The sequence below is a fragment of the Bradyrhizobium sp. SUTN9-2 genome (assembly GCF_003122645.1).
GTDB classification, from domain to species: domain Bacteria; phylum Pseudomonadota; class Alphaproteobacteria; order Rhizobiales; family Xanthobacteraceae; genus Bradyrhizobium; species Bradyrhizobium yuanmingense.
Genome location: NZ_LAXE01000001.1, coordinates 2663509 through 2676278, shown reverse-complemented (window position 1 = coordinate 2676278; position 12770 = coordinate 2663509). Strand labels below are relative to the sequence as shown.

Here is a 12770-nt window from a genome sequence, read left to right as displayed (position 1 = left end):
CCGCACTCAGGCAACAGCCTTCGCTCGCCCGCCGCAACATGCAGCGGGTGGAACTCTTCACTCGGATTTGGCCTGACGGACGCTTAGTGCCGGTGCGCTAAAGCCACCGCTTGATCTGCCTTGCGACCTCGGCGGTGGAGATGCCGTAGCGGTCGTGCAGTGTCGGTAGTGCGCCGGCGTCAAGAAATTCGTCCGGCAATGCAATCTGGCGGAAAGGCGGATGGACGCCTGAACGCATCAGGAGTGCGGCGACGGCCTCGCCGAGACCGCCAATCGTCGTATGGTTTTCGGCAACGACGACCAAGCGGCCTGACTTGCCGGCTTCGCGCAGTATTGTCTCGGCATCGAGCGGCTTGATGGTCGGAACGTGGAGCACTGCAGCATCGACGCCATCGTTTTTAAGAACTTGCACAGCCTCGAGCGCACGCATCGTCATGATGCCGGACGAGACGATCAGGACATCCTTCCCGTCGCGGATCAGCTTGGCCTTGCCGAGCTCGAACTTGTAGTCGTATTCGTCCAGCACGACCGGCACCTGGCCACGCAGCAGGCGCATGTAGACCGGCCCATGATGCGCCGCGATCGCGGGCACCAGCTGCTCGATTTCATGCGCATCGCAGGGATCGATGACGGTCATGTTCGGCATGGCGCGAAACAGTGCGAGGTCCTCGGCGGCCTGATGGCTTGGGCCATAGCCCGAAGTCAGGCCCGGCAGTGCGCAGACAATCTTCACGTTGCGGTCTTCCTCCGCGATCGTCTGGTGAATGAAGTCGTAGGCGCGCCGTGAGGCGAACACGGCATAGGTGGTCGCGAACGGCATGAAGCCTTCCGCGGCGAGGCCCGAAGCGGCGCCGAACAGAAGCTGCTCGGCCATGCCCATCTGATAGTAACGGTCCGGAAACTCCTTCGCAAAGATGTGCAGGTCGGTGTATTTGCCAAGATCGGCCGTCATGCCGACCACATCGGGACGGCTGCGCGCGAGATCGACGAGCGCGTGTCCAAACGGCGCCGGTTTCGTTTTCTGTCCCTCAGACGCGATCGAGGCGATCATGGCCGAGGTGGTCAGGCGCGGCTTGCCCGGCTGTGGTGCTGATCTGACAGTTTTCATGCCTGCCTCCCGGCGTCCAGCGCGGCCAGCGCGAGCTGCCATTCGTGCTGCTCGACGCGGATGAAATGGTTCTTCTCACGCTGCTCCAAGAAGGGAACGCCCTTGCCCATCAGCGTGTCGGCGACGATCATCCGCGGCTTGGGCGCGGGATGAGACTTGGCGGCATCGAACGCGGCAACAACGGCCTTGAGATCATTGCCGTCGATCCGCTGCACGAACCAGCCGAAAGCCTGAAGCTTGTCGACCAGCGGCTCGAACGCCATCACCTGTGTCGAGGGACCATCCGCCTGCTGATTGTTGACGTCGACAATGCCGATCAGATTGTCGAGCTTGTAATGGCCCGCCGACTGGATGGCCTCCCAGACCGAGCCCTCATCGAGCTCGCCGTCGGAGAACAACGTGTACACCCGCACCTCGGAGTTCTTGCGCTTCAGCCCCAAGCCCATGCCGACGGCGATGCTGAGCCCAAGCCCGAGCGAGCCGCCCGACATTTCCATTCCAGGCGTGTAGGAGGCCATGCCCGACATCGGCAGGCGGCTTTCGTCGCTGCCATAGGTTTCGAGCTCGTCTTCGGGAACGATCCCCGCCTCGATCAAAGCCGCATAAAGCGCGATGGCGTAGTGCCCGTTCGAGAGCAGGAAGCGATCGCGGTCTTCCCAGGAGGGATCTTCCGGCCGGTAGCGCATCGCATGAAAATAGGCCACGGCGAGGACATCGGAGATGTCCAGCGCCTGTGCGATATAGCCTTGGCCCTGAACCTCGCCCATGCGCAGCGCATTGCGGCGAATGTTGTAGGCGCGGTCTGCCAGCTTGGGCGCGTTGCTAAGCGTGTTGGTCGGCGCTTCCATCGATGTAGACCTTGTCTTGCTGGTTCAGTGGATGAGCATGCCGCCGTTGACGTCGATCACGGCGCCGGTGACGTAGGCGGAGAGATCCGAGGCCAGGAAGGTGTAGATGCCGGCGACATCTTCCGCCGTGCCGAGACGATTGAGCGGAATGCCTTCCAGGATCTTCGTCCTCATCTCGTCGGTCAGCTTGCCCGCGGTGATATCGGTGCCGATCAGGCCGGGCGTCACGCAATTGACGCGGATGCCGTCCGGTCCGAACTCACGGGCCATCGCCTTGGCGAGACCGAGCACGCCAGCCTTCGCGGCCGAATAGTGCGGACCGCCAAAAATTCCGCCGCCGCGCTGGGCCGAAACCGACGACATGCAGGCGATCGATCCGGACTTGCGCGCGCGCATGTGCGGGATCACCGCCTGGGAGAGGAACAGAATGCCCTTCAGATTGACGTCCTGAATGCGATCCCAATCAGCCGGCGAGATATCCAGGAACTTGACCGGCTGGGTGATGCCGGCGTTGTTGATGAGAATATCGATGCTTGCGAAGGATTCGATCACGCGAGCGACGGCCTGCTCGCAGGATGATTTGTCGGCGACATCGCATTGCAGCCCAATGTGGGACTTGCCAAGCGATGCCGCGGCGTCCGCCGCCGCGCCGGCGTCAATGTCGAGAATGCCGACCCGGGCGCCCTCGGCGGCGAACCGCCGTGCCGTGGCAAGCCCGATGCCGCGCGGCGATGCCGCGCCCGAAATGATGGCCGTCTTGCCGCTGAGCAGCATCAGTTCCTCCCCTAGATTGTCTTTTCTCGGCAAGGCTAGGAATGCACCCGGGACGCGCAACAGACAAACGCACAGTTGTCACGGATCGATGAATCTGGTTCACTTATGGAATGCTGTCTAATGTCCCGATATCGGCAATTCGCGCCTTTGAAGCCGCTGCTCGCACGGGATCATTCCGCGATGCGGCGAATGAGCTTCACCTGACGCCGAGTGCGGTCAGTCATGCCATCCGCAAGCTGGAGGACACGCTTCGCACCGTTCTGTTCGAGCGCAGCGCGCGATCGGTGCGGCTCACGCCAGCCGGCGAAAATCTGATGCGACACACGGGAGCGGCATTTGATCAGCTTCGCCGTGGCCTTGAGGAAGTCGCCGCGCGCGGACCGCAATTGGTGCGCGTCCATTCGGCACCCAGTTTTGCCGCGCAGTGGCTTGCACCACGGCTTGCACAGTTTCTCGCCGCTTATCCGAAGCTCGAAGTTCGGCTCGCTGCGAGTACGGACTATGCGCGCTTCAGCAACGATGATTTTGATATCGACATCGTCTACGGTCCGCCGCGCGCGGAGGGCGTGGAGGTTATTCCCCTGCCGGAGGAGACGGTCACCCCGCTGTGCTCCCCTGTTCTCGCCAAAGGGATCAGAAAGCCCGCTGATCTCCTCGATCAGACACTAATCCGCTCTGACGTGAAGCAGGTTCAGTGGCACCAATGGTTCACGGCGAACGGATTGGAAGCCCCTGCCCTCCACGGCATGAGGTTTGATCGCAGCTTTCTGGCGATCGCAACCGCAGCGGAGGGATTGGGAGTCGCGCTAGAATCAACGCTACTGGCCGAACGTGAACTGGCGAGCGGGCGATTAGTTGCACCGCTGGCTGGACGCGCTAACGATATCCGATATATCGGTCACCGTCTGATCTACCCGCGCGCTAGCCGCCAGAGATCGGCAGTGCGGGCCTTTGCAGATTGGGTCATGGCGCAACTCGAAGGCGAAAATACCATTCCCCGGCGCTGAAGTTCTTCGCACCACGTTCGATAGTACACACGCCGGCGAAAGAGCAGCGACGGGCCCTAGCTCGGGATAGAGCCTGCTCCTATCGATGTGAATGGCACCAACTCAAAAATCATGGGAGCGGCGTGAACTCGCTGAGGGGCGAGACCTTGTCGGTGCACGTCATCTTAAACTCGGTGCTCGAACAGAGCCACTTGTCCAAAAGTTGGTTGATCTCGCCGGCCTGGTGCATCGCGAGTAGGATCTCGTTGATCTTCTCGAGCAGCGCCGGATCGCCCTACTTCATGCCGAATCCGATCGGCTGCAGCACCATGATCATCTTTAGCGGCTGCCCGGCCTTCTTGGACTGGTTCACGAGCTTGGTAATGGTCATGGTATTTGCTACCATTCCGCCGCCTTATTCTCTAGCCATGAAGGCCGAACCAGTATCGACGAAAGTCAGCGGGTCGGATTCGTTCATCTTAATCGCGAGTTCCGCAACGATTGCTCAAGATCACGAATTGCAGGTTGGCTCGGGAGAGGTGCGTACCGGCGCGCGAATCGGCGCGATTTCCGGTAGGAGGCAGGATATGGTGCGAACCGTTACCCAAGTGGAGCAACGATCGATCTGAAGCTCTAAGCGTTGACGATTCAGCACGCGATATCGGATAGTGACACGATCTAGCGCGGAACGTCGGTCACTTTCTCCAGCTTCTGCAGGCAACGCGAAGTCCGGACCACGGCCGGCATCTCCTCGTCCGGGAAGTTCGTCTTCCAGTCGGTGACGCCGACCTCGCCAACATACATGTCGCCTCTGGAGTCTAGCGCGATCCCATGCGGCGCGAGGAACTTGCCGCTCGCAAGACCGGGGCCATCCTCGCCGCCGAGCCGCGCGATGCGCTTGCCCTTGGCGTCCACGATCGACAGCCGCGGGCCGAGATTGGGCACTTTGCGGTTGACCGGCATGGCGGGACCGAGTTCGCCGATGACGAAGGTCGGGTTCTTAGCCCCGCCGCAGCGGCACAGCGCACACGGCCGGTGGAGGTTATTCCACTGCGCCTCGTATTTGCCGTTGCCGTCGAACACCTGCACGCGATGGTTCTCGCGGTCGGCGACATAGACCCAGCCATCGGCATCAGCGGCGATATTGTGCACGATGTTGAACTGGCCGGGATCGGTGCCGGGCGCGCCCCAGCTTCTGATCAGCTTGCCATCCGGCGTGAATTTGTGGATGCGGGCGTTGCCATAGCCGTCGGAGACGTAGATCTCGCCCTTCGGCGACAAAGCCGTGTGCGTGCAGCGATGGAAGGGATCACCGCTCATGAACGGTGCGGGCTTCTTGGGAATGCCGATCGTCAGCAGCACCTTGCCATCGGTGGTGCATTTGCGCACGGTGTGGTCGCCGTCGTCGGTGCAATAGAGCTTGTCGTCGGCATCGATATGCAGGCCGTGGGCGCGGGAGAAAAGCCCCTCGCCCCAGCCGCGCAGGAAATTGCCGTTGCGGTCGAACACCACCATCGGATGGGCACCGCGGTTGAAGACGTAGATGCGATCCTTGCTGTCAACCGCGACAGAGGCGACATCGGTGAGCTGCCAGCCGTCCGGCAGCTTCGCCCAATTGTCGATGACGCGATAGCGATGCTCGCCCGAGCCGAGAATGGCTAACACCTGATTTCCCATAACTGCGTGCTGCGGCGCTTGCTCGCTCAGGCGAAGGTGCAGCCCTTGGATTCGAGCACCTTTCCGATGCCGGAGAGCTCGAGGATATCGCCACCGGCCTTGAGGGCCTTCATCACGCCGGCTTCCTTGTCCTCGCGCGCCGCCGACTTGACGCAGACATCGGCGATGTTCTCCTTCGGCACGATCACGACGCCGTCGTCATCGGCGCTGACGATGTCGCCGGGGCGGACGGCGATGCCGCCGATGACGATCGGCTGATTGATGGTGCCGAGGGTCTCCTTGACGGTGCCCTTCATGCAGAGGCCGTAGGAGAAGACGTTGAAGCCGGTGTCACGCACCGCAAGGCCGTCGCGAACGCCGGCATCCGTGACCAGGCCGACGATGCCCCTGGCGACGCAGGCCGTCGCCAGCACCTCGCCGAAGCCACCCTGCTCGGGATGATCGCCCGCGCTGACCACGAGCACGTCGCCTGGCTTGGCCAGCGAAATCGCTGTGATCAGCATTATGTTGTCGCCGGGGTGGCAGCTCACCGTCAGCGCCGGTCCGCAGGCGCGCATGCCGGAATAGATCGGCTTGATGCGGGAGGTCAGCGCGCCCGATCGCCCCTGAGCCTCGTGCAGGGTGGGCGAAGGAAACTTCTTGATGCGCTCGACAAGCTCGGCGGCGGGCCGATCGAATGTCCTGATCACATGCACCATGAAAACCTCCTTACGAGCGCGATCTCCGTTACACCTCCATAACCAACGGCCTTGAGGCGGCAAATTCAGAATTTGGGATTGCCACATCGTGTTTCGTTATGGCTCGTCCTTCGGCGCGTCCAGAGGCGGCGTCGGGCCACCCGTGGCAATCGCAGCCGAGCCGGGCTGGGCATCGAACGGCCCCCAGGCCTTGACGATGATCTCGAGCAGGATCTTGTAGACGGCGAATGCTGCGTCGGACAGCGGGGCGCTGTCGGAGATGCAGAGCGACATCTGCTGCGAGGCCGACGGCGCGTTGATCCGCCGGATGCAGAGTTCGTCGAGGTTCGGCAACTCCCGTGCGATCGACATGGGCAGCACTGCCGCCCCCACTCCGGCGGCAATCGCCGAAGAAAGGGTCGATTGGGAATGGATCTCGGCGACGATGCGCGGCCGGAGCCCGACCTCGGCGCAGACCCGTTCCACCGTCTGCCGCAGGAAGGATTCCCGATATGGCAGAAGGAGGTCGAATTGCGCGACCTCCGCGGCCGAAACGTCCTCCGAAGGCACCTGCTCCGGATACATGCTGCGGGGCGCGACGAGATAGAAGTACTCGCGCATCAGCGGCTTGTAATCGAGACCGGTCACGGGGCGTTCGCCGTAGAGGACGGCCATATCCATGCTCCCCTTCAGCATCATCTCGCTGAGCATGACCCCGGAGCTGTCGTAGATGTGCGGCACGATGCCGGGGTAGCGTTCGCGTATCTGCTTGAGCAGCGGGGTCGCCAGCAATGCCGCTGAGCTGAGCGGGGCCAGACCGATCGTGACGTTGCCGGTCAGCTCCGGCTTGTTGTTCAGAATGGTGCGCCTGGCTTCTTCGATCTGCCGCTGGATCGACTTGGCGTAGCGGTAGAGGATTCGTCCGGCCTCAGTGGGCTTGACCCCACGGGCGCTGCGGTCGAGCAGCTTGCACTTGAAATCCGCCTCCAGGCTCGCAATGTGCTGACTCAGGGCCGGCTGTGCGACATTCAGCACTTTCGCGGCGCTCGTCATGCTGCCGAGATCCACGACCTTGATAAAGGCCTCCAAACGTTTCGTATCCAATACGGCGTCTCCGGATATGCAGTCAGGGAGCAACGCAGCAGCAATAGGCTGAAGCTATGGGATCAGAAGGAATTGTTCTTACCACTGGGAACCTGACGGGCCTATAGCTAGTGCTGAACTCGTCCGCCGCTCGCGTTGCAGCCGACGCCACCAGCGGGTTGGACGTAGCAGAGGAGCCCTCGCGGATGGGATTTTCGGACTATCGGACGGCCCTGGTCACGGGCGCATCCTCCGGAATAGGGGCTGCGACGGTTCGCCGCCTGAGTGCGGAAGGGCTTCAAGTCTACGCCGTCGCCCGCGACTCCACTCGCCTGAGCGCCCTGTCGGCAGAGACCGGATGCCGCCCCTGCTCCGTCGACATCAGCGACCTCGACGCGCTTGCGGCCTTGGCGAAGTCGGCCGAGTTCGACGTCCTGGTCAACAGTGCCGGCCAATCCCGGCGCGGCAATATCCTGGACACTACGCCCGAGGATGTCGATGCCCTGATCGACGTCAATCTGCGCGCGGTCCTGCATCTGACGCGGCTGATCGTGCCCGGCATGGCGCGCCGCGACCGCGGCCACGTCGTCAACATCTCCTCGATCGCCGGCCACTACGCATTCGGCGGCGGCAACACCGTGTATCACGCCACGAAGGCCGGCATTCACTCGCTGTCGCAGCAACTGCGTGTCGATCTTTACGGAACCAAGGTTCGCGTCACCGAAATATCGCCCGCGCGGGTCGAGACCGAGGTTTTCGGCCGGCTGCTCGGTGACCTCGCCGAAGCCAAGCGGCGCTTCTTCGATGACTATGACTCGCTTCAGCCCGAGGACATCGCCAATTCGATCGCATTCGCGGTTGGATCGCCGGCCCGCATGAATGTCGCCTTCATGGAAGTCCTGCCGACCCAGCAGGTCGTCGGCGGCCTCAATTTTGCACAGAAGAGCCGGCCGCCTGCGGAGTGACGCTTGAACACCCGAACTCGACAGGCCGTGAACGCGGAACGTGACTGTGGACCTCGCCAAAATCGAACAACTCGTCGATCTCGTTACGCGCTCCTCGATCGCGGAGCTGGACCTCACGCAGGAGGGCACCCGCATCCGCATCCTCAAGCGCGTGTCTGCAGGAGCATCTGCGCTCCCGGCGCCGCCTGCGAGCGTGATCAGCGTTGAGACTCCCGCGCTCAATCACCAGGCAAGCCCTGCTCCCGATGCTGTCACCGACGTCGTCGTGCCCGCACCGATGCATGGCATCTTCTACCGAGCTGCGGCGCCGGACGAGCCGCCGCTGGTCGAGGTCGGCGCGCGGATCGAGGCCGGGCAGAAGATTTGCATCATCGAGGCGATGAAGACCTTCATTGACATCGCGGCCGAGGCACCCGGCGTGGTGCTTGCGGTCCTCGCAGAGAACGGTGAGGAGATCGCGGCGGGGCAGGCCCTCTTCCGGATCGGTCCTGCGGGTTCATCCTGATGTTCGACAAGGTCCTGATCGCCAATCGCGGCGAGATCGCGCTTCGTATCCAGCGCGCCTGTCGGGCGATTGGGCTCAAGACGGTCGTCATTCATTCGGAGGCGGACCGGGACGCGCGCTATGTCGCGCTCGCCGATGAGGCACTTTGCATCGGGCCCGCACCGGCAAGCAACACGTATCTCAACATGGCGGCGATCCTGCTCGCAGCCGAGGCCAGCGGGGCCGAGGCGATCCACCCTGGCTACGGATTCCTCTCGGAGAGTGCAGAGTTCGCCGATCGGGTCGCGCGCGCCGGCCTCACCTTCATCGGTCCGCCGGCCGATTGTATCCGGATCATGGGCGACAAGGTCGCGGCCAAGCGCGCGATGCGGCTGGCGGGCGTGCCTTGCGTGCCCGGGCCGGACAGCGCCCTGCCGGATGATCCGGCCGAGGTGCGCGCGATCGCGCGCGACATTGGATACCCCGTCATCATCAAGGCCGCCGGCGGCGGCGGCGGACGCGGCATGCGGATCATGCGCAGCGAGGCCGCGCTGGACGAGGCGTTGGCGCTGACCCGTGCGGAAGCCAGCAAGGTCTTCAAAAACGCTGCGGTCTATATCGAGAAATTCCTTGAAAAGCCGCGCCATATCGAGATCCAGGTGCTGTGCGACCAGCACGACAACCATCTCTGGCTCGGCGACCGCGACTGCTCGCTCCAGCGCAGGAACCAAAAAGTAGTCGAGGAAGCTCCCGCGCCCGGTATCGATCGCGCGCTGATCGAGCGGGTGGGTGCAAGCTGCGTCGAAGCCTGCCGGCGGATCGGCTATCGCGGCGCCGGCACCTTCGAATTCCTCTACGAAGACGGCCAGTTCTTCTTCATCGAGATGAACACGCGCGTCCAGGTGGAGCATCCCGTCACCGAGATGACGACGGGCATCGATATCGTCAAGGCGCAGATCCGGATCGCGCAAGGCGAAGTCTTGGGCATCGCACAAGGCGACATCGCCCGTCTCGGCCATGCCATTGAATTCCGCATCAATGCCGAGGACCCCGCCACTTTCGCGCCCTCGCCCGGCACGGTGACGCGCTGGGATGTTCCCGGCGGCATCGGCATCCGCGTCGATTCGCATATCACCGCCGGCGCCACCGTTCCCCGGCACTATGACTCACTGATTGGCAAGCTGATCGCCCACGGCGTCACCCGCGACGAGGCCATGGCGCGTGCGCGCGTCGCCTTGTCTGAGCTGCGCGCCGAAGGCATCCGAACCAATGTGCCGCTGCATCAGGCGATTCTCACCGATCCGACCTTCTGCCGGGGCGGCTACGACATCCACCATCTCGAGCACTGGATGAACGCGAAGGTGGCCGCGCAATGACGGCGTCCGACCGGCCGCGGATCAGCCTGCTCGGCACATCGGCTCTGCTGTTCGAGGCCCCAGGGGCATTCGACCTGCCGCACCAGCGGCGTATCTGGGCACTGGCCGCGATGGCATCGAAATGGCCGGGAATCCGCGAGGCCATTCCCGGCATCACCAATTTGATGCTGACATTCGAGTCTCCTCCTCGCGAGCTTGCCCCCCTGATCGGCGCGCTCAACGACGGCTGGGACACGGCGGAGGGGCTCGCGATCGGCGGCCGCGAGATCAGGCTGCCTGTCACCTACGGCGGCGAGATCGGGTCGCAGCTGCAATCCGTCGCCGATCATTGCGGCCTGTCGGTCGACGATGTGGTCTCGATCCATGCCGCCCCGCTCTACACCGTGTTCGCACTCGGCAGCCATCCCGGCTATTGCTATCTGGGAGGCATGGACCCGCGCATCACCATGCCGCGCCGGCAGAAGCCGCTGCAACGCTCCGCAAGCGGCTCGGTGTCGATCGGCGGATCGCAGACCGGCGTCTCCGCATCGCCCGGCCCTAGCGGCTGGCACGCCATCGGACACACGAGCTGGACCTTCTTCGATCCGTCCTGGCCGACGCCTGCCGCGCTCGCACCGGGCGATACGATCCGATTCCAGATCGAACGGGTGATCCGGTGATCGAGATCCTGTCCGTCACGGGGCCGGCCAGCGTCCAGGATCTCGGCCGCTTCGACCAGTATCGCTTCGGGGTCGGCACGTCTGGTGCGATGGACGATGTCGCGCTGCGCGCCGGCAACATCCTTCTCGGCAACGACGAGAATGCCGCCGGCATCGAAATCCCGATGCTGCCGTTCAAGCTTCGTTTCGACCGCGACATAGTTTTTGCGACCACCGGCGCAGATGTCGTCGCCGAGATCGCAGGACGCGTGATTCCACCATGGTGGCGTTCGCACGCGCGGGCCGGCGATATCTTGACCATCAGGGCAATGTCCCGCGGTGCACGACTCTACCTGACCGTTGGCGGGGGCATCGATGTGCCGATGGTGCTGGGCTCGCGCAGCACGCAGTTTCGCGGCGAGTTCGGCGGCTGGCATGGACGGCCGCTTCAGGTGGGCGACGTCCTGCCCTGCGCCGCCTCGAGCGCGAGGATCGGGGAGCTCGGGGTCGAGCCGGCGGAGATCACGCTGGCACGGCCGAACGCCGCCGCGGACGAGACCATCGTCAGGGTCGTGATTGCCGGCGAGTACGACGGGTTCGACGCCGCCACGCAGGCGCTGTTCTGGTCCAGCAGCTGGAAGATCACGCCGCAGAGCAACCGTTACGGCTACCGCCTGCAAGGCCCCGCGGTGAAGCCGAAGGCGCCGATCGAGAAGCGCTCGCACGGCATCGTCCCGGGCGTCATCCAGATTCCGCCGAACGGACAGCCGATCATCCAAATGCGCGACGCGCAGACGTCCGGCGGCTACCCGAAGATTGCAACCGTGATCGGTGCCGATCTGTGGCGCGTCGGGCAGGCGCGGCTCGGCAGCGAGCTGCGATTCGAGCAAACCGCCTATACCGATGCGCTGGCAGCCGAAGCCGAGATGTCGGCCTATCTCGAGCGGCTCAGGACCAATGTGCGCCTTGTCGAGGAGCCCAGAACATGCCGATCGAGCTGACCGACATCGCGCGTCTGGCGCGGATCCTCGAAACGTCCGGCGTCGACACGGTCGAAATCGAGGAACCCGGCCAGTCCCTGAAACTCGTCGTCGACACGAGCGCGCGAATGGCTGCGGCACCGACGCTTACCACTCCCGCAGAGGACCACTCCGTCATCGCTAAAGCCGATGTCGCAGGGCATTTCCTTGCGGCTCACCCCTGGCGGGACAAGCCGTTCGTCACACCGGGCCAGCGCATCGAGGCCGGCGCGCTCGTCGGCCTCGTCAAGATCGGGCTGTTGTATGCGCCCATCGTGGCGCCGGCCGCCGGCACCGTCGACGCCGTGATCGCGGAGCCCGGGGCAACGGTCGGCTACGGCACACCGGTTGTGCGCATCCGTCCGCTCAATTGAGGAGAACGGTTGCGGGCGTGACTTCGCCGCCGCCCCGCTCGATCACGCGGCGCACGGTAGCGGCAAGATTGACCGATCCGGGCGTGTCGCTGTGGATCAGGATCGAGCGCGCTTCGACCTTGATCGACTTGCCCTCGATCGTCTGCACAGTGCCGCTGTCGAGGAAGCGCTTGACCCGCTCGGCCACCGCCTCGGTCGAGGTGATGACCGAGTTGGGAAGCTTGCGGGACACCAGGTGGCCGTGCTCGTCATAGGCGCGATCAGCGAGGAACAGCGTCAGGATGCGCAGGCCCACCTTGCGCGCGGCGCGCACGATCTCGGCGTCAGGCTGCGAGAACACGATGAAGTCGCGGTTGATGGTCGCAATCGCACGGGCGACGACATCGGCCATGTCGGGATCGGCATTGACCATGTTACCCATCGCGGCGTGGAAGCTGACATGGGTCACGCGGTGGCCCACGTTGGCCGCGATCGCCTGCAACGCGCCGATCTGATAGACCATGTGCTTCTCGAGCTCGGCGGCGTCCATCTGGATCACGCGGCGTCCAAATCCGAGAAGGTCAGGCAGGCCCGGATGAGCGCCGACCTCGACCCCCTTCTGCTTCGCCAGGCGAACCATGCGATCCATGATGATGGGATCGCCGGCGTGAAAACCGCACGCCACATTGGCCGACGAGATGATGCCCATCAGCGCCTCGTCGTCGCAGATGCGATAATTGCCGAAGCCTTCGCCCATGTCCGAATTGATGCCGATTTTCATG

Annotated in this window: 15 protein-coding genes; 8 read left to right on the top strand and 7 right to left on the bottom strand. The window is 63.7% G+C overall.

The window, feature by feature from the left end; genetic code table 11:
• Positions 1-97: 97 nt before the first annotated feature.
• From XF30_RS12160 to XF30_RS12150, 3 genes are read right to left on the bottom strand one after another with little or no spacing between them, the layout of a single operon-like run.
• Entirely contained in the window at positions 98-1108 is a 1011-nt protein-coding gene (locus tag XF30_RS12160) for a transketolase family protein (RefSeq protein ID WP_192893114.1), read from the bottom strand.
• Positions 1105-1956 carry a transketolase gene (locus tag XF30_RS12155; protein WP_109142837.1) on the bottom strand — a complete coding sequence of 284 codons (852 nt, stop codon included), beginning with the start codon at positions 1954-1956 and terminating at the stop codon, positions 1105-1107. Before XF30_RS12155 ends, XF30_RS12160 begins: the two co-directional genes overlap by 4 nt.
• A 24-nt stretch (positions 1957-1980) precedes the next feature.
• A complete protein-coding gene (locus XF30_RS12150; RefSeq protein WP_109142836.1) occupies positions 1981-2730 on the bottom strand; it encodes an SDR family NAD(P)-dependent oxidoreductase in 750 nt (249 codons plus the stop codon).
• 110 nt (positions 2731-2840) lie between these two features.
• Here XF30_RS12150 and XF30_RS12145 point away from each other — a divergent pair, with 110 nt between their 5' ends.
• Positions 2841-3737, top strand: coding sequence for a LysR substrate-binding domain-containing protein (locus tag XF30_RS12145; protein WP_109142835.1), 897 nt, complete (start codon positions 2841-2843; stop codon positions 3735-3737).
• 122 nt (positions 3738-3859) lie between these two features.
• Complete coding sequence (locus tag XF30_RS38070) at positions 3860-4345, top strand: hypothetical protein (RefSeq protein WP_158284362.1); 486 nt, start codon at positions 3860-3862, stop codon at positions 4343-4345.
• A 49-nt stretch (positions 4346-4394) separates the two neighbouring features.
• On the opposite strand, the gene XF30_RS38065 is transcribed toward XF30_RS38070, so the two are convergent.
• From XF30_RS38065 to nac, 3 genes are all read right to left on the bottom strand, one after another.
• Entirely contained in the window at positions 4395-5381 is a 987-nt protein-coding gene (locus XF30_RS38065; RefSeq protein WP_192893113.1) for a peptidyl-alpha-hydroxyglycine alpha-amidating lyase family protein, read from the bottom strand.
• Between the two features lie 38 nt (positions 5382-5419).
• Positions 5420-6091: a 4-carboxy-4-hydroxy-2-oxoadipate aldolase/oxaloacetate decarboxylase gene (locus XF30_RS12125; RefSeq protein WP_109142833.1), complete on the bottom strand. Its 672-nt coding sequence runs from the start codon at positions 6089-6091 to the stop codon at positions 5420-5422.
• Positions 6092-6187: 96 nt separating this feature from the next.
• Entirely contained in the window at positions 6188-7174 is a 987-nt protein-coding gene (nac, locus tag XF30_RS12120; RefSeq protein WP_192893112.1) for a nitrogen assimilation transcriptional regulator NAC, read from the bottom strand.
• A 185-nt stretch (positions 7175-7359) separates the two neighbouring features.
• Between nac and XF30_RS12115 the strand changes: the two genes are divergently transcribed.
• From XF30_RS12115 to XF30_RS12090, 6 genes are read left to right on the top strand one after another with little or no spacing between them, the layout of a single operon-like run.
• On the top strand, positions 7360-8118 hold the full coding sequence (locus XF30_RS12115; RefSeq protein ID WP_109142832.1) for an SDR family oxidoreductase: 759 nt from the start codon (positions 7360-7362) through the stop codon (positions 8116-8118).
• A gap of 46 nt (positions 8119-8164) precedes the next feature.
• Positions 8165-8623 (top strand): acetyl-CoA carboxylase biotin carboxyl carrier protein, encoded by a 459-nt coding sequence (locus XF30_RS12110; RefSeq protein WP_109145682.1) that lies wholly within the window; start codon positions 8165-8167, stop codon positions 8621-8623.
• Positions 8623-9978, top strand: coding sequence for an acetyl-CoA carboxylase biotin carboxylase subunit (accC, locus tag XF30_RS12105; protein WP_109142831.1), 1356 nt, complete (start codon positions 8623-8625; stop codon positions 9976-9978). Before XF30_RS12110 ends, accC begins: the two co-directional genes overlap by 1 nt.
• The gene (pxpB, locus tag XF30_RS12100; protein WP_109142830.1) at positions 9975-10637 is read left to right on the top strand and encodes a 5-oxoprolinase subunit PxpB; all 663 of its coding nucleotides are present in this window, start codon (positions 9975-9977) and stop codon (positions 10635-10637) included. Before accC ends, pxpB begins: the two co-directional genes overlap by 4 nt.
• Positions 10634-11617: a 5-oxoprolinase subunit C family protein gene (locus tag XF30_RS12095; protein ID WP_109142829.1), complete on the top strand. Its 984-nt coding sequence runs from the start codon at positions 10634-10636 to the stop codon at positions 11615-11617. Before pxpB ends, XF30_RS12095 begins: the two co-directional genes overlap by 4 nt.
• A complete protein-coding gene (locus XF30_RS12090; RefSeq protein ID WP_109142828.1) occupies positions 11602-12009 on the top strand; it encodes an acetyl-CoA carboxylase biotin carboxyl carrier protein in 408 nt (135 codons plus the stop codon). The genes XF30_RS12095 and XF30_RS12090 overlap by 16 nt, the downstream gene beginning before the upstream one ends.
• Here the strand turns inward: XF30_RS12090 and XF30_RS12085 are convergent.
• Complete coding sequence (locus XF30_RS12085; RefSeq protein ID WP_109142827.1) at positions 12002-12769, bottom strand: LamB/YcsF family protein; 768 nt, start codon at positions 12767-12769, stop codon at positions 12002-12004. The genes XF30_RS12090 and XF30_RS12085 overlap by 8 nt on opposite strands.
• Between the last annotated feature and the right edge of the window lies 1 nt (position 12770).